This is a genomic window from Pseudomonas sp. ChxA (genome assembly GCF_030263855.1).
Lineage (GTDB): Bacteria > Pseudomonadota > Gammaproteobacteria > Pseudomonadales > Pseudomonadaceae > Aquipseudomonas > Aquipseudomonas fluorescens_CB.
Genome location: NZ_JARPMK010000001.1, coordinates 5,442,123 through 5,463,122, shown reverse-complemented (window position 1 = coordinate 5,463,122; position 21,000 = coordinate 5,442,123). Strand labels below are relative to the sequence as shown.

General features: G+C 59.9%; 14 protein-coding genes. 9 read left to right on the top strand and 5 right to left on the bottom strand.

Features of this window, described 5'->3' with window-relative positions:
* Nucleotides 1-18 precede the first annotated feature (18 nt).
* From fadA to P5706_RS24525, 5 genes are all read left to right on the top strand, one after another.
* Nucleotides 19-1,194: an acetyl-CoA C-acyltransferase FadA gene (fadA, locus tag P5706_RS24545; RefSeq protein WP_017137418.1), complete on the top strand. Its 1,176-nt coding sequence runs from the start codon at nt 19-21 to the stop codon at nt 1,192-1,194.
* 97 nt (nt 1,195-1,291) lie between these two features.
* Nucleotides 1,292-1,528, top strand: a complete 237-nt coding sequence (locus tag P5706_RS24540; RefSeq protein WP_200430536.1) for a DUF1653 domain-containing protein — start codon at nt 1,292-1,294, stop codon at nt 1,526-1,528.
* A gap of 114 nt (nt 1,529-1,642) precedes the next feature.
* On the top strand, nt 1,643-4,264 hold the full coding sequence (gene topA, locus P5706_RS24535; protein WP_285682357.1) for a type I DNA topoisomerase: 2,622 nt from the start codon (nt 1,643-1,645) through the stop codon (nt 4,262-4,264).
* A gap of 191 nt (nt 4,265-4,455) precedes the next feature.
* Nucleotides 4,456-4,977, top strand: a complete 522-nt coding sequence (locus tag P5706_RS24530; protein ID WP_200430533.1) for a DUF6586 family protein — start codon at nt 4,456-4,458, stop codon at nt 4,975-4,977.
* Between the two features lie 166 nt (nt 4,978-5,143).
* A complete protein-coding gene (locus P5706_RS24525) occupies nt 5,144-5,377 on the top strand; it encodes a hypothetical protein (protein ID WP_017254451.1) in 234 nt (77 codons plus the stop codon).
* A gap of 244 nt (nt 5,378-5,621) precedes the next feature.
* Here the strand turns inward: P5706_RS24525 and sulA are convergent, their stop codons facing one another.
* The gene (sulA, locus tag P5706_RS24520; protein ID WP_200430532.1) at nt 5,622-6,095 is read right to left on the bottom strand and encodes an SOS-induced cell division inhibitor SulA; all 474 of its coding nucleotides are present in this window, start codon (nt 6,093-6,095) and stop codon (nt 5,622-5,624) included.
* A gap of 10 nt (nt 6,096-6,105) precedes the next feature.
* Nucleotides 6,106-6,714, bottom strand: a complete 609-nt coding sequence (gene lexA, locus P5706_RS24515; RefSeq protein ID WP_200430531.1) for a transcriptional repressor LexA — start codon at nt 6,712-6,714, stop codon at nt 6,106-6,108.
* A 263-nt stretch (nt 6,715-6,977) separates the two neighbouring features.
* Between lexA and P5706_RS24510 the strand changes: the two genes are divergently transcribed.
* From P5706_RS24510 to P5706_RS24500, 3 genes are all read left to right on the top strand, one after another.
* Complete coding sequence (locus P5706_RS24510) at nt 6,978-7,685, top strand: TetR/AcrR family transcriptional regulator (RefSeq protein WP_200430530.1); 708 nt, start codon at nt 6,978-6,980, stop codon at nt 7,683-7,685.
* A 134-nt stretch (nt 7,686-7,819) separates the two neighbouring features.
* Nucleotides 7,820-8,830: a beta-N-acetylhexosaminidase gene (gene nagZ, locus P5706_RS24505; RefSeq protein WP_285682353.1), complete on the top strand. Its 1,011-nt coding sequence runs from the start codon at nt 7,820-7,822 to the stop codon at nt 8,828-8,830.
* Nucleotides 8,831-8,968: 138 nt separating this feature from the next.
* Nucleotides 8,969-12,283 carry a DEAD/DEAH box helicase gene (locus P5706_RS24500; protein ID WP_502945502.1) on the top strand — a complete coding sequence of 1,105 codons (3,315 nt, stop codon included), beginning with the start codon at nt 8,969-8,971 and terminating at the stop codon, nt 12,281-12,283.
* Nucleotides 12,284-12,383: 100 nt separating this feature from the next.
* Here the strand turns inward: P5706_RS24500 and P5706_RS24495 are convergent, their stop codons facing one another.
* From P5706_RS24495 to mfd, 3 genes are read right to left on the bottom strand one after another with little or no spacing between them, the layout of a single operon-like run.
* Nucleotides 12,384-15,074 (bottom strand): DEAD/DEAH box helicase, encoded by a 2,691-nt coding sequence (locus P5706_RS24495; RefSeq protein ID WP_200430527.1) that lies wholly within the window; start codon nt 15,072-15,074, stop codon nt 12,384-12,386.
* Nucleotides 15,075-15,083: 9 nt separating this feature from the next.
* Nucleotides 15,084-15,653 (bottom strand): CsiV family protein, encoded by a 570-nt coding sequence (locus P5706_RS24490; RefSeq protein ID WP_285682348.1) that lies wholly within the window; start codon nt 15,651-15,653, stop codon nt 15,084-15,086.
* 11 nt (nt 15,654-15,664) lie between these two features.
* Complete coding sequence (mfd, locus tag P5706_RS24485; protein ID WP_200430525.1) at nt 15,665-19,114, bottom strand: transcription-repair coupling factor; 3,450 nt, start codon at nt 19,112-19,114, stop codon at nt 15,665-15,667.
* 340 nt (nt 19,115-19,454) lie between these two features.
* On the opposite strand from mfd, the gene P5706_RS24480 reads away from it, so the two are divergent.
* Entirely contained in the window at nt 19,455-20,918 is a 1,464-nt protein-coding gene (locus P5706_RS24480) for a glyceraldehyde-3-phosphate dehydrogenase (protein ID WP_138816225.1), read from the top strand.
* Nucleotides 20,919-21,000: the final 82 nt, after the last annotated feature.

Genomic DNA, 21,000 nt, shown 5'->3' with positions numbered 1-21,000 from the left:
AATAGAGCGAGAATATTTATGAGCTTGAATCCAAGAGACGTGGTGATTGTCGACTTCGGTCGCACGCCAATGGGCCGCTCCAAGGGCGGCATGCACCGCAACACCCGCGCCGAAGACATGTCGGCGCACCTGATCAGCAAGTTGCTGGAGCGTAACGTCAAGGTCGACCCTAACGAAGTCGAAGACGTGATCTGGGGCTGCGTCAACCAGACCCTGGAGCAGGGCTGGAACATCGCACGCATGGCGTCGCTGATGACCCAGATCCCGCACACGGCAGCTGGCCAGACTGTCAGCCGCCTGTGTGGCTCGTCGATGAGCGCGCTGCACACCGCAGCACAAGCGATCATGACCGGCAACGGTGATGTGTTCGTGGTCGGCGGCGTGGAGCACATGGGCCACGTCAGCATGATGCACGGCGTCGACCCTAACCCGCACATGTCGCTGTACGCGGCAAAAGCCTCGGGCATGATGGGCCTTACCGCAGAAATGCTCGGCAAAATGCACGGCATTACTCGCGAAGCCCAGGACGCGTTCGGCGTGCGTTCCCACCAGTTGGCCCACAAGGCGACCGTGGAAGGCAAGTTCAAGGATGAAATCATCCCGATGAACGGTTACGACGAGAACGGTTTCCTCAAACTGTTCGACTACGACGAAACCATTCGTCCGGACACCACCCTGGAAAGCCTGGCGGCCTTGAAACCCGCCTTCAATCCAAAGGGCGGCACCGTGACAGCCGGTACTTCGTCGCAAATCACCGACGGTGCTTCGTGCATGATCGTGATGTCGGCGCAGCGTGCCCAGGACCTGGGCATTCAGCCGATGGCGGTGATCCGTTCGATGGCAGTGGCAGGTGTGGACCCGGCAATCATGGGCTATGGTCCAGTACCGGCCACACAAAAAGCCTTGAAGCGCGCGGGCCTGACCATCTCCGATATCGACTTCTTCGAGCTCAACGAAGCTTTCGCCGCACAGGCCCTGCCAGTGCTGAAAGATTTGAAAGTACTCGACAAGATGAACGAGAAGGTTAACCTGCACGGCGGCGCGATTGCCTTGGGCCACCCATTCGGTTGCTCCGGTGCACGTATCTCCGGCACTTTGCTTAACGTGATGAAGCAAAATGGCGGCAACCTTGGGGTTGCAACCATGTGCATTGGTCTCGGCCAAGGCATTTCCACCGTCTTCGAACGTATCTAAACGTTTCGCTGACGGAAGCCGGGGCCCAGTGCCCCGGTTTTTGTTTTTTGGAATTTTTAATATTTTTTTTCAACAATTTTTGCACGAGGGCCAGAGCATGAAAGTCGAACCAGGGCTCTACCAACATTATAAGGGCCCGCAGTACCGTGTTTTTAATGTGGCGCGGCACTCCGAGACCGAAGAAGAAGTGGTGTTTTACCAAGCACTGTATGGCGATTACGGCTTTTGGGTGCGCCCATTGAGCATGTTCCTGGAGAGCGTCGAAGTTGACGGCGAGCAGGTCCCGCGCTTTGCTTTGGTGCAGGTCGAACCCAGTCTTTTTTCAGGGCAATAACGGCAGGCCGCGCAGAATGCTGCGCTTGACCTCACCTTGTTGCCACTATATATAGCGTTGCCGCGACAGGCGCCAACTGCCTTTCACTTCTCGAATTCAGGAATTTTCCGATCCATGGGCAAATCGCTGGTCATTGTGGAATCCCCGGCTAAGGCCAAGACCATCAACAAGTACTTGGGCAATGAGTACGTGGTGAAGTCGAGTATCGGCCATATCCGAGACCTGCCCACCAGCGGTTCGGCTAGCGCCAGCAAGGAGCCTGCCGCCAAGCGCGGCAAGGCAGCTGCGGGCGAAGGTCCGGTGCTCAGCCCTAAAGAGAAAGCGCGCAAGCAGCTGGTCTCACGCATGGGTGTGGACCCGGAACATGGCTGGAAGGCCAAGTACGAAATCCTTCCAGGCAAAGAAAAGGTCATCGAAGAGCTGCGCCGGCTCGCAAAAGATGCCGACACCATCTATCTCGCGACGGACTTGGACCGCGAAGGGGAAGCCATTGCCTGGCACCTGCGCGAAGCCATCGGTGGTGATGACAGCCGCTACAAGCGTGTGGTGTTCAACGAAATCACCAAAAAAGCCATCCAGGAAGCCTTCTCCAAGCCGGGTGAGCTGGATATCGACCGCGTCAACGCCCAACAGGCCCGCCGATTCCTCGACCGCGTAGTGGGTTACATGGTCTCGCCACTGCTGTGGGCGAAGATCGCCCGTGGCCTGTCTGCCGGCCGTGTGCAATCGGTAGCGGTCAAGCTGGTGGTGGAGCGTGAGCGCGAGATCCGAGCGTTCAACCCCGAAGAATACTGGGAAGTCCACGCTGACCTGGGCACTGCCAAGGGCAACAACGTGCGCTTTGAAGTGGCCCGCGAGAAAGGTGAGGCCTTCAAACCGCTGAACGAAGCCCAGGCCATGGCCGCGCTGGAGAAGCTCAAGGCTTCCATCTACAGCATCGTCAAGCGTGAAGACAAACCGACCAGCAGCAAGCCGTCGGCGCCGTTTATCACCTCCACCCTGCAACAGGCCGCCAGTAACCGCCTGGGCTTCGGTGTGAAGAAAACCATGATGATGGCCCAGCGTCTGTATGAAGCCGGCTACATCACGTATATGCGTACCGACTCCACCAACCTGTCGCAAGACGCGGTGGCGATGGCGCGTACTTATATTGAAAGCGAGTTCGGCAAGAAGTATCTGCCGGAGTCGCCGAACGTCTACAGCAGCAAAGAAGGCGCACAGGAGGCTCACGAAGCGATTCGTCCTTCCGACGCCAACACCGAGCCAAGCAAGCTGACTGGCATGGAGCGTGACGCTGAGCGCCTCTACGAGCTGATCTGGCGCCAGTTCCTGGCTTGCCAGATGCTGCCGGCGCAATACCTGTCGACCACCGTCAGCGTAGGCGCAGGCGACTTCGAGCTGCGTGCCAAGGGCCGTATCCTCAAGTTCGACGGCTATACCCGCGTGATGCCGCAAATCGCCAAGCCAGGCGATGACGACGTGCTGCCGGACATGGCCCAGGGCGACACGTTGAAGCTGATCAAGCTCGACCCGTCCCAGCATTTCACCAAGCCGCCGGCGCGTTACTCCGAAGCCAGCCTGGTAAAAGAGATGGAAAAACGCGGTATCGGTCGTCCTTCGACCTATGCGGCAATCATCTCGACCATCCAGGACCGTGGCTACGTAGCGCTGCACAACCGTCGCTTCTACTCGGAAAAGATGGGCGACATCGTGACCGAGCGCCTGTCCGAGAGCTTCTCCAACCTCATGGACTACGGCTTTACCGCCGGCATGGAGGAGAACCTCGATGACGTGGCCCAGGGCGAGCGCGATTGGAAAAACGTGCTGGATGAGTTCTACGGCGACTTCAAAAAGAAACTCGAAGTAGCCGAAAGCCCTGATAGCGGCATGCGCGCCAACCAGCCGGTGATGACTGACATCCCGTGCCTGACGTGCGGCCGCCCGATGCAGATTCGTACCGCATCCACCGGTGTGTTCCTCGGTTGCTCAGGCTACAGCCTGCCGCCGAAAGAACGTTGCAAGGCCACGGTTAACCTGGTGCCGGGTGATGAGATTGCCGCTGACGACGAGGGTGAGTCCGAGTCGCTGGTACTGCGTGGCAAGCATCGCTGCCCGATCTGCAGCACGGCGATGGACGCCTACCTGCTCGACGAGAAGCACAAGCTGCACATCTGCGGTAACAACCCGGACTGCAACGGCTACGAGATCGAAGAGGGCACCTATCGCATCAAAGGCTACGAAGGCCCGAGCCTGGAATGCGACAAGTGCGGCAGCGAGATGCAGCTCAAGACCGGCCGTTTCGGCAAGTTCTTCGGCTGCACCAACCCGACCTGTAAGAACACGCGCAAACTGCTGAAGAGCGGTGACGCGGCGCCGCCGAAGATGGACCCGGTGAAGATGCCGGAACTCAAGTGCGAGAAGGTCAACGACACCTACATCCTGCGTGACGGCGCTTCGGGCCTGTTCCTGGCGGCCAGCCAGTTCCCGAAAAACCGCGAGACGCGTGCACCGTTGGTGATGGAGATCGTGCCGCATAAAGACGAGATCGATCCGAAGTACCACTTCCTGTGTGAAGCGCCGAAGAAGGATCCCGACGGTCGCCCGTCCGTGATCCGCTACAGCCGCAAAACCAAGGAGCAGTACGTGCAGACCGAAGTGGACGGCAAGCCAACTGGCTGGAAAGCGTTCTACGACGGTGGTAAATGGAAGGTCGAGGACAAGCGCCAGGGCGCTTGATCGGCTGATCTGTCCGAGGTCTAGGGGCGGGCTTGCTGTGGTGAGGGAGCTTGCTCGCGCTGGACTGCGCAGCAGGCCCCGGCTTTAGGGGGCGCTGCGCACTGGAGCGCCAGCCCGGCCCAGCGGGAGCAAGCTCCCTCGCCACAATGTTCAGCCAGCATCACGCTTATTTCGTTGTGGAGACTGCCGTTATGGCCAACGAACTCTATACCCGTACCAATCAGAAAATTTACTTCGCGGGTTTGTCCCTGGAAGCCCTTGGCCGTGCCGAGGAAGGGAAGGAGATGAATGCCATCGCGCTGGTCCAGGCCGGGCGTGAGGCCGCGTTGTTCCACCTTTACGGCGCTTTGCTGGGCTTGTGCCATGAAATTGCCGGGTTCTACCGCTTGCCCCAGGCGGGCGCGCCCCGAGCAGAAATGCTCATGAACCGCGAAGTGCTGGACAGCATGGCGATTCCTGAATTGGCCGAACTGGTGGAAATGGCGCAGAGCCCCGACAGTTGGGTTGCTCGATTGCTCAAGGCGCATGCGGATATGTTCCAGCCGCCGCGTGTTCCCCATGTGCCCAAGGGCGATGTGACACAGCCGCTGATCGTGGCCGTTGCGCTGGAAGAGGATGAGCCCAAGCCCTTGAGCCGCGAAGAGCTGGAAAGCTGGCGTCAGGAACTGAAGAAGATGGCATTGCGGTTTCGTGAAGGCTTGAACGAGTGCTGAGAGGGTTGTGCTGAACAAAAGTGGAAGCTGGCAAGCCAGCTCCCACATTGAGCGCAAACCTCTCGAGAGCACCATTCATCAAGCCGTCAAGAAACCTGTTCAGATCCTCTGCGAGGCTGGGTGGATGACTGATATAATCCCGGCCTTTCGTGGAGAACAGACTTATATGCCAACGTCCTTTCTGGAAATTGTAGAGTTGCCTGACGGCCGAATCGAGCTGCGCCGGGCTGAGGACGAGGGTTCTCTGGTTATTTTGGATTTTTCCGAGGACGCCAAAGCGTTCCTGCAAGGCCAGCACGTGGAAGTGGCGAAAGCCATGTTGAGCGTGGGTGTGCAGATGGCTGGTCGCCTGGCCGAAGGCGAGCCGGAGAAGGAAGATGGGCCGCGGGTGCTTCACTGAGTAGCGATGAAGTGTTCTGAGAAGCGGGATTCTGTGGCGAGGGAGCTTGCTCCCGCTGGGCTGCGAAGCGGCCCTGAATAGATCTAATGCGGTGTATCAGGTATTCCACGGTGCCTGGTTTTGGGGCTGCTGCGCAGCCCAGCGCGAGCAAGCTCGCTCGCCACAACAAGCTCACCTGCCACAACAAGCATGCTTGTCACAAAAAGCGCACCTGCCACAACAAGCTGTCCTGCATCAGATCCCATTACCCCAATCGAATATTCAAACTCTGCGCATCACCCGTGCGTGCGGCGCTGATCAGCTGTTGCTTGGCGGCCGCATTCAGGGGGTTTAACCAGCTCACCACCGTATGGCTACGCCCCAGGCGCAAGGCTTCGCACGTCAGCTGTTGAGCGCTTTGTGCACCTCGCGGTTGCAGCAGCAGGATGCGTTCACGGTTGAGGCCTGCGTCCCGCAGCCAGGCCTGGGTCAGGCTGGCGGGCGGGGCGATCAGCGTCAGCCAGCGTGCGTCCTGCTCTTCGCTCAATTCGCGAAGGATCGGCGCCAGCAGGCTCAGGCAGCTCCCGGCAGCACCGCGCAACGACAGTTCACTGAACGCCTCAGGTTCGGAGCCCCAAGGGGCCTCGACCGTTTCCTTGAGGATGGGCGCAAGGGGTTGGGCCATAAAGGCCTCGAACAGCGACAGTTGTGTGTGTGGCGGGGTGTGCACGAGCTGCATGGTGCCTCCTTTAGCGGCGAATGACGCCGACGCTCAAGCCTTCGATCACCAGGTCCTGATCTTTCAGGTTCACTTCAATCGGGGCGAACTCAGGGTTCTCGGCCATAAGCCAGACCTTGCTGCCTTCGCGCTTGAAGCGCTTGACGGTGACTTCATCGCCGATACGGGCGACGACGATCTGGCCATTACGGGCTTCGCGAGTGGTGTGGACGGCCAGCAGATCACCGTCGAAAATGCCCACGTCCTTCATGCTCATGCCGTGTACGCGCAACAGGTAGTCGGCACGCGGATGGAAGAAAGTCGGGTTGATGTTGCAGGATTCCTCGACGTGCTGCTGCGCCAGGATCGGTGCACCGGCGGCGACGCGGCCGATGATCGGCAGGGTCGATTCGTCGGCCTTGGCTTCAAAGCCAGGGATACGAATACCGCGTGAAGCACCCGGGGTCATCTCGATTGCGCCTTTGCGGGCGAGGGCCTTGAGGTGTTCTTCAGCGGCGTTGGGGGACTTGAAATCCAGTTCCAGCGCAATTTCAGCTCGCGTCGGCGGGTAGCCGTTGTCCTCGAGGCAGCGCTTGATAAGAGCCAGAATCTCAGCTTGGCGTGGCGTCAGTTTTAGCATATTGATCGCTCTGTCTTTTTATACAGTGACTGGGATTATATACAGTGAACTGCGCTTGGCAATCATCCTTTTCTGGCACTCCGCTGGACGGTCATCTGTCACCCTTCCTACAAGGCATAGACAGCGCTGCCTACAGAGCGGTAAGGATGTGATTAAATAGGCGTGAAATAGGTGACTGCCCGGCCGGAAAGCGGCCTTGCAGGCTTGACAAGACATACCCTGAAACGTATGTTTCAAACAAGTGTTTGTCAGGCGGAGTAGCCATGGCCCAGTCGGAAACCGTTGAACGCATTCTCGATGCTGCCGAGCAATTGTTCGCGGAAAAAGGATTTGCTGAAACTTCATTGCGGCTGATCACCAGCAAGGCTGGGGTCAACCTCGCCGCCGTGAACTATCATTTCGGCTCGAAAAAAGCCCTGATACAGGCGGTGTTCTCGCGCTTCCTGGGGCCGTTCTGCGCCAGCCTCGACCGTGAGCTGGAACGTCGCCAGACCAAGCCCGAAAACAAGCCCAGCCTGGAAGACCTGCTGGAAATCCTGGTTGAGCAAGCGCTGGTGGTTCAACCGCGCAGTGGCAATGACTTGTCGATCTTCATGCGTCTTTTAGGGCTGGCCTTCAGTCAGAGCCAGGGCCATTTGCGCCGTTACCTGGAAGATATGTACGGCAAGGTGTTCCGCCGCTATATGTTGCTGGTCAACGAAGCCGCCCCGCGTATTCCGCCGATCGAACTGTTTTGGCGTGTGCACTTCATGCTCGGCGCCGCTGCGTTCAGCATGTCCGGCATCAAGGCCTTGCGCGCGATTGCCGAGACCGATTTCGGCGTCAACACGTCCATCGAGCAAGTGATGCGCCTGATGGTGCCGTTCCTTGCCGCCGGCATGCGTGCAGAAACCGGCGTGACTGACCCAGCCATGGCCGCTGCGCTACTGCGCCCGCGCAGCAAGTCCACGCCGGCCGTCGCCAAGGCGTGATTGCCCCAGGTGTGCGCGGCGGCTAAGCTAGCCGCCATGCCGATTTCAGCTATTTACTCGCAACCCGTTGTGCTCACTGTGCGTATCGCGCCATGTGAGGGCAACGGGTTGTGTGCGTTATTTAAGGAAGGTTTATGACTGCTGCCCTGCAAGGTTCTTTAATGGTCGATGTGGCCGGTACTTGGCTGACGGCCGAGGATCGGCAGTTGTTGCGCCAGCCTGAAGTGGGCGGGTTGATCATTTTTGCGCGCAATATCGAGCATCCACGCCAGGTGCGCGAGCTGAGCGCGGCGATTCGCGCGGTGCGCCCAGACCTGCTGCTGGCGGTCGATCAGGAAGGCGGTCGTGTGCAGCGCCTGCGCCACGGCTTTGTACGCCTGCCGGCCATGCGTCTGCTGGCGGACAAGCTGAATGCCGAATACCTGGCTGAGCAGTGCGGCTGGATCATGGCCACTGAAGTGCTGGCGGTCGGCCTTGACCTGAGCTTCGCGCCGGTGCTGGACCTCGACTATCAGCGCAGTGCCGTGGTCGGCACCCGTTCCTTCGAAGGCGACCCGGAGCGTGCTGCCGTGCTCGCGGGTGCATTCATTCGCGGTATGAACAGCGCCGGCATGGCCGCCACCGGCAAACACTTCCCGGGCCACGGCTGGGCCGAGGCGGATTCCCACGTCGCGATTCCCAATGATGAGCGCAGCCTGGAGCAGATTCGCGCAAATGACCTGGTGCCTTTCGCACGCCTGAGCAAGCAATTGGCGGCGGTGATGCCGGCTCACGTTATTTACCCGCAAGTGGACGCCCAGCCCGCCGGTTTCTCGCGTCGCTGGTTGCAGGACATTTTGCGCGGCGAGCTGCAATTTGACGGGGTGATTTTCAGCGATGACCTGTCCATGGCCGGTGCTCATGTGGTCGGCGATGCGGCCAGTCGAATTGAAGCGGCGTTGACGGCCGGTTGCGACATGGGCTTGGTGTGCAATGACCGGGCGGCTGCGGAGTTGGCACTGACTGCGGCGCAGCGGATGAAGGTTACGCCATCGGCGCGGATTGCGCGGATGCGCGGGGAGGCGATTGCGTCGACGGAGTACAAGCAGGATCCGCGTTGGTTGGTGGCTATTGAGGCGCTTCGAGCTGCTCAATTGTTTGAGTGACAAGGGGTGTTTAGTTAACGTCCAGCGTGTCGGAAATATCAGCGTTCCATGGCTGCTTGTTCGTACTTGTAGGCAGGAAGAATCTGCCTTCATCCCGCCTACGCTTAGACTGTAAAGTGCATACCCATGAATGATTTGATGACACGCCTCGTTAGTCTGGACTGGCAAGAGAACTTCAGCCCTCGCACTCTTGAGCGTGGTTTTGAATATGCAACACAAGGCCGCGTCCACGTCGTCGATGTCGGGAAGCAACGACTCATCGCAAGGTGCAGGGGCTCCGGTGGCAATTTCTATTCGCTGACGATCTCCCTGCTGGCCAAAGACGACCCGCACTGGACCGATATCGATTGCGTGTGCTCCTGCCCTATGGCAGTCGACTGCAAACACGCCGCTGCGGCTTTATTCAAGCTTATCGTGATGACCGATGAGCCCAATGAGCCCAATGAGCTGGATCAACCCAGAAAAGCACCCAGCGACCGCCTCAATCCGCAGATCGAGCAATGGCTTAGCAACATTCCAGCGGCTACTTTAGAGCTTGAGTCGCTGCCCAAAGGCAGCAACACCTGCTTGCTGTACCAGCTCAACCCAGACCCTTACTCGAACCACTGGTCACTGGCTGTCTACCGGGCACGCCTCTTGAAAAAAGGCGGCTACAGCGAAATCAAAGCGCTGTATTCGCTGGATGAAACCCTGGCACGCGCCCCTGGCTATATGCTCGAAGTGGACAAGCGTATCTGCCGGCTGCTGCTGGTTGGGCGAGCCTACGGGCGCTACGGCAACAGCTTTCCGCTGGAGGGCGCGGACGGTGCCGAAATTCTCACACTGGCACTCAAAACTGGGCGGCTATTCGTGGAGTTTGACGCTCAGTTGGCGCTCAATCCAGGCCCCACGCTTGCTGCCCGTTTCAATTGGGCCGTGCAGCCCGACGGTAGCTATCGACCGCAGTGGCTGAGCGATGAACTGCAGTTGCACGAAGTCTTGCCGCTTACCCCGCTTCATTATCTAAACCTGGACACCCTGGAGTTGGGGGCACTTGAGTATGAGATGGACGACCGTCTGGCTATTCATTTGTCCGCCTTACCCGAGATTCCGGCAAATCAAGTCGCGTTGTTCAGCCATCGCCTCAGCGCAGCGGGCGCCGAAATCCCGCCACCGCGCGAGTTGACTGAGCGCATTGTCGATACGCTTGAGCCGCAGGCTTGTCTGACACTTGGAAGCGACGAGTCCTATTCCTATAGCACTGAATTCCGTAGGCAAATGCCGTTGATCGAGCACCGTGCTGCGCTGGCCTTTCGCTACGGCGATAGCCTGACCGCTGATAAAGACGGCGTTGAGATACGAGTGTTGAGCAGCACCGAAACCCAGCGTATCCAACGCAAGCCTTCGGCCGAGAAGGCCTTGCGCAAAATCATGACCAAGCTCGGTTTTGCCAAGGTCAAGCGTAAGACGCGGGCATTGCCGCAGAGCGCCGGCGAGATGTTTGATCTGCCGACTGACGACGCCTGGCTGGACTTTATTGAACATCATCTGCCAACCCTTCGGGAGGCCGGCTGGGACATCAGTATCCACCCTGGTTTTTACTACAATGTGGAGGCCGTGGACCTTTGGTACGCGGATATTGAAGAGTCTCCTGGTCACGAATGGTTTGATCTTGAACTCGGGATTGAGGTCAACGGCTCGCGCTATAGCCTGCTCCCCATTGTGCTGGAACTGATCGTTCGCCAGCCCAAGCTGCTCGACGCCACTTATATGGCGGAGCGCGCAGACGAGGAGCGCGTATTGGTAAGCCTGGGTACTCGCGAGGGGACTAAAGTCGCGCTGTCTTATGGTCGGCTTAAACCCTTGATGGCGACGTTGGGTGCCTTGTACCAACGCGCCCCCGACAGTGACTCACTGCGATTGAGTGCGCCGGATGCGGCCCGCCTCAACGATCTGGACGGTATTCCCCTGGTCTGGCAAGGCGGTGAGCATGTACGAAATTTCGCCAAGCGCCTTAAAGAGTCGACCCATGTGCACGTCGCGGCCCCTATAGGGTTGAACGCTGAACTGCGCGGTTATCAGCTCGAAGGCTTGAACTGGATGCAAACCCTGCGGGAGTTGGACGTTGGCGGCATTCTGGGTGATGACATGGGCTTGGGCAAAACACTCCAAGCTCTTGCGCACTTGCTCACGGAAAAAAATGCCGGTCGTTTGACCGCGCCAGCCTTGGCGATCATGCCCACCAGCCTGATCCCCAATTGGATGGACGAGGCCGCACGGTTTACACCACAACTCAATGTGTTGGCCCTGCACGGCGCCCAGCGCCAAGCCGATTTCACCCGGTTGACCGATTACGATCTGGTGCTGACCACTTACGCACTGCTGCCCCGTGACCTTGAGGTTTTGCAGCCGCAACGTTGGAGCGTGTTGATTCTCGACGAAGCGCAAAACATCAAAAACCCCAACAGCAAAGCTGCCCAGGCGGCACGTCAACTGGCTGCCGGCCAGCGCTTGTGCTTGAGCGGCACGCCGCTGGAAAACCACTTGGGTGAGCTGTGGTCATTGTTCCATTTCCTGTTGCCAGGGTGGCTGGGAGACAGCAAGACCTTCAATCGTGAGTACCGTACCCCGATTGAAAAACACGGTAAAGCTCAGCGTATGCAGCACCTTAGCGCCAGGATCAAACCGTTCCTGTTGCGTCGTAAAAAAGAACAAGTGGCGACTGAATTGCCACCCAAGACCGAGATTGTGCATTGGGTGGACTTGAGCGACGCCCAGCGCGACGTGTACGAAACTGTGCGTGTGGCGATGGACAAAAAGGTCCGCGATGAAATCACTCGGCATGGTGTCGCCCGCAGCCAGATCATTATTCTGGAGGCGCTGCTCAAACTGCGGCAGGTGTGCTGTGATTTGCGCCTGGTCAAGTCGCTGCCTGCGTCCAAGCTGGCACGCGCTGGCGCCGGCAAGCTGAGCAGTTTGATGGAAATGCTTGAAGAACTGCTCAGTGAGGGGCGGCGTGTTCTGCTGTTCTCGCAGTTCACTTCAATGCTGGCACTGATCGAGCAGGAGTTGAAGCAACGTGAGGTTGAGTACTCGATCCTGACCGGTGACACCCTTGACCGGCGTACACCAGTGAAAAACTTCCAGGAGGGAAAGGTGCCGTTGTTTTTGATCAGCTTGAAAGCGGGTGGCACCGGCTTGAACCTGACGGCGGCCGACACGGTGATCCACTATGACCCATGGTGGAACCCGGCGGTAGAGAACCAGGCCACTGACCGCGCGTATCGCATCGGGCAGGAGAAGCCGGTGTTTGTGTACAAGATGATCGCGCGGGGCACGGTGGAGGAGAAAATACAGGCATTGCAGTTGGAAAAAGCCGCGTTGGCTGATGGGGTTCTTGAAGGGGGCGCCAGTGCTGGGTGGAGGCTGGAGCAGCAGGATATCGAAGCGCTGTTTGCGCCGTTACCTGGCTGAACACCGCGTTGCTGCCATCGCAGGCAAGCCAGCTCCCACCCTTGAATGTATTCACAAATCAAAGGTGGGAGCTGGCTTGCCGGCGATAGCGATCCAACCGTCAGCGCTTCTCTTGCTTGTTGGGTAACGGCGCAAACAACGCCTCAATATCCTCATTACCCAACTGCCAATCCCCGGTCGTGCGCCCATCCAGCACACCCGCTGCCAGATCAGACTTTTCCTTTTGCAGGTGTTGGATTTTCTCCTCCACCGTGCCTCGCGCGATCATTTTGTACACAAACACCGGCTTCTCCTGGCCGATGCGATACGCACGGTCGGTTGCCTGGTTTTCCGTCGCCGGGTTCCACCACGGGTCATAGTGGATCACCGTGTCGGCCTCGGTCAGGTTCAAACCGACGCCACCCGCCTTCAGGCTGATCAGAAAAATCTGCAGCTTGCCGCTCTGGAAATCCTTCACCGGCGTGCGCCGGTCGCGGGTCTGGCCGGTGAGCAGCGCGTAAGCCACGCCGCGTTTTTTCAACTCGGCTTCGATCAGGCTCAGCATCGAGGTGAACTGCGAGAACAACAATATCCGGCGCCCTTCGGCAAACAGCTCTTCGAGCATCTCCAGCAGGCTGTCGAGTTTGCCCGAGCTGCTGCCACGGGCGGGCAGGGTGGCATCGTTGACCAGGCGCAGGTCGCAGCACACCTGGCGCAGTTTGAGCAGCGCCTCAAGAATGATGATCTGGCTGCGCGCCACGCCCTTGCGGGTGATTTCGTCGCGCACCTTCTTGTCCATGGCCAGGCGCATGGTTTCGTACACGTCGCGCTGGGCCTCGTTGAGGTCGACCCAATGGATGATCTCGGTCTTGGGCGGCAGCTCGGTGGCCACCTGCTCCTTGGTGCGGCGCAGCAGGAAGGGTTTTATCCGACCGTTGAGGTGCTGCAATCGCACCTCGCTGGCGCGCTTTTCGATGGGCACGCGGTAATCACGGTTGAAGCTTTTTACGTCACCCAGCCAGCCCGGCAGCAGGAAGTGGAACAGCGACCACAGCTCGCCCAGGTGGTTTTCCAGCGGCGTGCCGCTCAGGCACAGGCGCTGGCGCGCATTGAGCTCGCGCGCGGCCTGGGCAGCCTTGCTGTTGGGGTTCTTGATGTACTGGGCCTCATCAAGGATCAGCACATGCAAGGGCTGGGCGGCGAGCGTGTCGATGTCTTTGGGCAGCAACGCGTAGGTGGTCAGCAGCAGGTCATAGTCCTGCAGGTTGGCAAAATGTTTCTTACGGCCAGCGCCGTATAGCGCCTGCACCCGCAATTGCGGTGTGAAGTGCGCCGCCTCATCCAGCCAGTTGGGAATCAGGCTGGTGGGCATCACCACCATGCACGGCCGGTCGAGGCGCCCGGCGGCTTTTTCGCTGAGAATATGCGCCAGGGTCTGCAAGGTTTTGCCCAGGCCCATGTCATCGGCAAGAATCCCGCCCACCTCGAGCTGACGCAGCGACTGCATCCAGCTCAAGCCCTCCAGCTGATACGGACGCAAGGTCGCGTTCAAACCCTCGGGCGCTACGCAGGTGAAGTCCTTGATGTCGCGCAGGCGCTGGGCGAAATTGCGGATCTTCTCGCCGCCCTCCCATTGCAGCGGCAGGTCTTCCAGCGGGTTCAAGCGAATGGCATCGGCCTTGGCCAGGCGCAAGCTGGTGGTGCCGGTTTCCTGTAGGTAAAACTCGCCAAGGGTTGCCAGAACGGGCTTGAGTCGGCCGTAGGGCAAAGCCACTTGCAGCGGGCCATGGCCGTTGGGCAGGCCGGGAATATTCACCAGGATCAGCTCGTCGTCACGGCGCCTGGCGAGTTTTTCCGGGTTGAGGATTTCGGTGTGCGAACGCATCAGGTTCAGCAGAATCGGCAACAAACTCAGGCGCTCGCCATTGACGATAATCCCCAGCTCCAGGTCGAACCAATCGCGCTCAGGGCCTTCATCGACGGTGGCGTACCAGTCATCGACGGCACTAAGGTCGAAACCGAAATCTTCTTCTATTTGCAGCTCCCAACCCTCGGCGCGCAAGGTGGGCGAGGCGTTGAGCGTGAAGTTCAGCCACGCACTGTCATTGACCAGTTCGAACAGCTCGCCGGCACTCTCCGGCAGCGCCTTGCTCTGGCGCGTGGCGATCTTGAAGCCCAGCAGGCGCAGTTGTTCGCGATAGGGTTGCTCCAACTCCGGATGGCGCTTGATGCGCAGGCTCTGGGTTTCCTGGCGCACGATGATGTCGGCATTTTTCTGCCCGCTGACATAGTTGCCCAGGTAATTGAACGACAGCGCCGCACGGTGCTGGATATAGCGCTGCATCTTGCCGTTGCGCGGTTCAAACGCGCTGAACTCGACGCTGGCCAGCCACAGGCGCGGTACCGGCCGCACCTCTTCCATGACCACTTGTGGCAACACCACGCGGTTATCCAGCACGGCCTGGAGTTTTTCCAGCAGCTCGGCATCTTGCGCAGCGGCCGGGTAGGCCAGGGTTTCCTGGACCTTGAGCAGCACGGCCGCGATGTGTTTGCAGTTGGTGTGCACCGGGCAGGTGCAGCGGCTGTCCACCAGGATCAGCGTGCCCTTGGCCGATTCGCGCAGCGAGATGGTTTGTCGGTAAACATTGCCGCCAGAGCCTTCGCAGCTGGCGATGATGGTGCTGTCGCCGGACTCGACGATGCGCACGCGGTTTTCCAGGGCGTAGCGCCGCCCGCGCTCAAGGCTTTGCTCTTTAAAGCGATTGGCCCACGAAGGGGCCAGGGGTTTGGTCAACGACGACGTCAGGGGCATGGCGCTGGATCAGTCCTGAATGTCGGGCGGTGGCGCACTGGGTGGTTTGGCGGTCAGCGACGTGATCTTGATCAGCAGCGCCAAGTGGCCGCCATCCAGGTAATTGAGTTGGTTGTTCTTGGTGCGCACGTCTTGCTGGCTCAAGTGTTCGCTGGCAATCACGCTGCCGTTGGCGTCGAACTGGTTGAGCCAGAAGTTCGCGTCGATATCGGTAAAACGCCCAAGCTGCAGATTCAGCGTGCCCTCGATAGGAAACTGGCCGAACTGCTCCTGGCCGTCGGTAATCGCCAGCTTCACCGGTTGCTCGCCCAGGTTCTGATCCCAGGCGCGGTGCAGCAATACGGTGTAACTGTTGTCCGCACTCAGCTTGTCTACGATGTTGCCCAACCGCGGTGGGCTCAGCTTGTCGGTCGGCAGCCGCGCCGCGCCGGCATCCCAGTTTTCCGGCGCGGCGCGGCTGTTGATCACCGGCTCGGCGTTCTGGCGCACCAGGATCATTTCCACCAGGTACGGGCTGTCGGCAAACGCCGAAGGTGCGACCACCACCAACAACAAGCTCAGAATGCGGAACAGGCGCATGGGGGCGTCCTTCAAGCAGATTTCGGGATGAGGCGCTCAAACAGCGCCTCCAGGGTATTGAAGCGTTCTTCGGCACGCTCCATCGGCACCATGAATTTGAACAGCGTAGCCCCTTCGAACTTGTAGCGGTTGGGTTGGCCCTGAATCAGCTTGATCAGCACCAGTGGGTCCACCGGCGTTTGCGCCTCGAACTCGATGCGCCCGCCCTGCGGCCCGGCGTCGACCTTCTTGATACCCAGTTGTTCGGCCTGCAGTTTCAGCAGCGTCAGGCGCACCAGGTTCTTGGTCGGCTCGGGCAGCAGGCCGAAGCGGTCGATCATCTCCACCTGCAGGTCCTTGAGGCCTTCTTCGTCAGTGGCCGAGGCGATGCGCTTGTACAGGATCAGCCGCGCATGCACGTCGGGCAGGTAGTCCTCGGGAATCAGCGCCGGCAAACGCAGGTTGATTTCCGGGCCGCCGCCCAAGGGTTGGTCGAGGTTCGGTTGTTCGCCTTTGCGGATGGCTTTTACCGCGCGTTCGAGCATCTCCATATACAAGGTGAAACCCACCGCCTGGATCTGCCCGCTCTGGCCGTCGCCGAGCAGTTCGCCGGCGCCACGGATTTCCAGGTCGTTGGTGGCCAGTACAAAACCGGCGCCGAGGTCCTGGGTGTTGGCGATCGCTTCCAGGCGCTTTTCGGCATCGGAGGTGATCTGTTGGCGCGGCGGAGTCAGCAGGTAGGCATAGGCTTGGTGGTGACTACGGCCGACACGGCCACGCAGCTGGTGCAGTTGCGCCAGGCCGAACTTGTCGGCGCGCTCGATGATGATGGTGTTGGCGCTCGGCACGTCGATGCCGGTCTCGATGATGGTCGAGGCAATCAGCACGTTGAAGCGCTTGTGATAGAAGTCGCTCATGACTTGTTCGAGTTCGCGCTCGCGCATCTGCCCGTGGCCGATGGCAATACGGGCTTCCGGCACCAGTTCGGCGAGGTCGGCGGCGCATTTCTCGATGGTCTTCACGTCGTTGTGCAGGTAGTAAACCTGCCCGCCGCGCAGCAGTTCACGCAACAAGGCTTCCTTGACCGTGCTTTTGTTCTGCTCCATCACAAAGGTGCGCACCGACAAACGCCGCGCCGGCGGCGTGGCAATGATCGACAGGTCGCGCATGCCCGACACCGCCATGTTCAGCGTGCGTGGGATCGGCGTCGCGGTGAGCGTCAGAATGTCGACTTCACTGCGCAGGTTTTTCAGCTGTTCTTTTTGACGCACACCAAAGCGGTGCTCTTCATCAATGATCACCAGGCCCAGGTTCTTGATCTTCACGTCTTCCGACAGCAGCTTGTGCGTGCCGATCACGATATCAATCTTGCCCTCGGCCAAGTCGGCGACGGCGGCGTTGACCTCCTTGGCGGACTTGAAGCGGCTCATCACTTCCACGCTCACCGGCCAGTCGGCAAAACGGTCGCGGAAGCTGTTGTAGTGTTGCTGGGCGAGCAGGGTGGTCGGCACCAGAATCGCCACTTGCTTGCCACCGTGCACCGCAATAAAGGCCGCGCGCATGGCCACTTCGGTTTTGCCGAAGCCCACGTCGCCGCAGACCAGGCGGTCCATCGGCTTGGGCGCGAGCATGTCGGCGCGCACCGCTTCGATGGTGGTTTGCTGGTCGGGGGTTTCTTCGAAGGCGAAGCCGGCGCTGAACGTGGCGTAGTCGGCTTTCGGGTCGGCGAACGCATAACCTTCGCGCGCGGCACGGCGGGCGTAGATGTCGAGCAGCTCGGCCGCCACGTCGCGCACCTGTTCGGCGGCCTTGCGCTTGGCTTTCTGCCAGGTCTCGGAGCCCAGGCGATGCAACGGCGCCAGCGCGTCGTCGCTGCCGGTATAGCGTGCGATCAAGTGCAAGCTGGCCACCGGCACGTAAAGCTTGGCGCCTTCGGCGTATTCCATGGTGAGGAATTCGGCGGCCTGGTTGTCGATCTCCAGGGTCTGCAAACCCAGGTAGCGGCCCACGCCGTGGTCGATATGCACCACGGGCGCGCCTTCGCGCAGTTCGGTGAGGTTCTTTATCACCGCGTCGTTGTTGGCGTCGGCGCGTTTTTCACGGCGACGGCGCTGCATCACGCGCTGGCCGAACAGCGGGCTCTCGGCGATGAGTGCCAGCGCCGGGTCGTCCAGCAACAAGCCTTCGTCCAGCGGCGCGATGGTGATTGCCAGGCGCTCTTTGCTTTTCACAAAGTCCGGCCAGCTGTCGACGGTTTTCGGGCGCAGCTTCAGGCGTTCCAGCAACTCCAGCAGCACTTCGCGACGGCCGGCGGATTCGGCGGTAAACAGCACACGGCCAGGGAAATCGCCAAGGAAATTCGACAACGCTTCCAGTGGCTGGGTGGCTTTGGCCTGGATCGCCAAGTCCGGCAAGGTGCTCGCCGGGAAACGTTCGCGACCGCTGCCGGCGTCCACGTCTTGCTGGCTGGCGACCACGCGCGGCCAGTTTTTCAGGCGGGCGAAGCAGTCTTCCACCGGCAGGAACAGCTCGGCGGGCGGCAATAAAGGTCGCGACGGGTCGACGCGGCGCTCTTCGTAGCGGTTGCGCACATCGTTCCAGAAGTTTTCCGCCGCCTGCTCGATGCCCGGCAGCGAGAACACTTGGGTGTCTGCGGGCAGGTAATCGAACAGCGTGGACGTTTCGTCGAAGAACAGCGGCAGGTAGTACTCGATACCGGCCGGGGTAATCCCGCTGCTTAAATCCTGAAAGATCGGGCAGCGGCGGAAGTCGACGTCGAAGCGTTCGCGAAAGCGCGCCTTGAAGCGCGTGACGGCGTCTTTTTGCAGCGGGAATTCGCGCGCCGGCAACAACTTGATCGACTCTACTTTGTCGATGGAGCGCTGGTTATCCGGGTCGAAGGTGCGCAGCGTCTCGATTTCGTCATCGAACAGGTCGATGCGGTACGGCAGTTTGCTGCCCATCGGGAACAGGTCGATCAACGCACCACGCACCGCAAACTCGCCATGTTCGTACACGGTGTCGACGCAACGGTAACCGCTGGCTTCCAGGCGCGTGCGCATCTGCTCTACATCGAGCTTCTGGCCGACGTCCAGCACCAGGCTGCTGCCGAGCAGGAACTTGGTCGGCGCCAGGCGGTGCAGCGCGGTGGTGATCGGCACCACCAGCACGCCGTGGGCCAGTTCCGGCAGACGGTAGAGGCTGGCGATGCGCTGGGAAATGATGTCCTGGTGCGGCGAGAACAGGTCGTAGGGCAGGGTTTCCCAGTCGGGGAAATGCAGCACCGGCAAATCGGGGGCGAAGAAGCTCAGCTCCTGCTCCAGCCGCTCGGCGCTTTGGCTGTCGGCGGTGAGCAGCAGGGTAAAGCGCTTGGCTGCGCTGGCAGCCTCGGCAATGGCCAGGCTCAGGGCGGCACCGGGCAGGTTGCCCCAGTGCTGTTTACCTGCCGCAGCAGGGAGAAGCGGTAGACGCAGAACGGGCACGGAAGGTTGAGCTCCAAGCGTTGCGACAAAGTCGGTAATTGTAGCGGTCCAAGGTGCCGCCTGTCAGTTGCTGACTGAGCCTATTACGGTTTGCAGGAAATGTAGTGGCTAAGACAAACAATGGCGGGTTTTGACTCAATATGTAGTGCTATTTTGCGCGGATGTTTCGGAGGGTTACGGACAAGTTGGCACAATCGCGGCATGGGCGGCTTGCTGAAACCCGCGTGTTTCCTGGCTTGTAGCGGGGTGGTATTTTTTTGCAAGGGCTTTTTGTTGTGCTCGGCGCATTGCTCAACGGGCGGTCGGACGACATAATGTAGCCCCTTTTTTCTGCCCCTACATGTGGAAGGTTCCCGTGACTCAGAAGCCCGACCAGTGTCTTGGTGAATGGATCGACCGTGAAGCACTCGCTGAAGCGATGATTCCGCTTATCGGTCAGCTGTACCGCAATAACAATGTGGTGAGCTCGATCTATGGCCGCAGCCTGATCAACCAGTCTGTCATCGCGATTCTCAAAGCGCACCGCTTTGCGCGTCACCGTTCCGCCGACGACAGCGAACTCTCCGTCCACGAAACATTCCCACTGCTTAAAGCCATGAGCGAGCTCAAGCTCGGCGCGGCCTCGGTAGACCTGGGCAAGTTGGCTTACAAGTTCCGCAAAGAAGGTGCCGGCCGCAGCGCCGAGCAGTTCGTGCGTGAAGAAATGGCCGAAGTGGTTGGCCAGCAAAACGCCGCGGCCCGCAAAGGCACTGACGTGGTGTTGTATGGCTTCGGTCGTATCGGCCGCCTGCTGGCGCGCATCCTGATCGAAAAAACCGGTGGCGGCGACGGCCTGCGCCTGCGTGCCATCGTGGTGCGCAAAGGCGCCGAGAACGACCTGACCAAGCGCGCCAGCCTGCTGCGTCGCGACTCGGTACACGGCCCGTTCAACGGCACCATCGTCATCGACGAAGAAAACAACACCATCACCGCCAACGGTAACCTGATCCAGGTGATCTACGCGAAGAACCCGGCCGAGGTGGATTACACCCAGTACGGCATCAAAGACGCGCTGCTGGTGGACAACACCGGCGTATGGCGTGATGCCGAGGGCCTGGGCCAGCACCTGGCTTGCCCAGGTATCGACCGCGTTGTGCTGACTGCGCCTGGCAAGGGCAAGCTCAAGAACATCGTGCACGGTATCAACCACGGCGAAATCACCGCTGACGACAAGATCGTGTCCGCGGCTTCCTGCACCACCAACGCCATCGTGCCGGTGCTGAAGGCTGTTAATGACAAGTTCGGTATCGTGAACGGTCACGTTGAAACGGTTCACTCGTACACCAACGACCAGAACCTGATCGACAACTTCCATAAAGGCGATCGCCGTGGCCGTAGCGCCGCGTTGAACATGGTGATCACCGAGACCGGTGCCGCCACCGCTGCTGCCAAGGCCCTGCCTGAACTGGCCGGCAAGCTGACCGGTAACGCTATCCGCGTACCGACGCCGAACGTGTCGATGGCCATTCTCAACCTGAACCTTGAGAAAGCCGCCACCCGCGAAGAGATGAACGAGTACCTGCGCTACATGGCGCTGCACTCCGACCTGCATAAGCAGATCGACTTCGTTAACTCGCAGGAAGTGGTGTCCACCGACTTCGTAGGCTCGCGCCACGCCGGTGTGGTCGACGCTGAAGCGACCATTACCCAGGACAACCGCGTTGTGCTGTACGTGTGGTACGACAACGAGTTCGGCTATAGCTGCCAGGTGGTTCGCGTGATGGAAGACATGGCCGGGGTTAACCCGCCTGCGTTCCCGCGCTAAGCATTAGCGGTAAATGAAAAAGCCCCGACTGGTTCGGGGCTTTTTTGTGTCTGTTGGTTTTGTGGTGAAGGTCAGGGCCTCA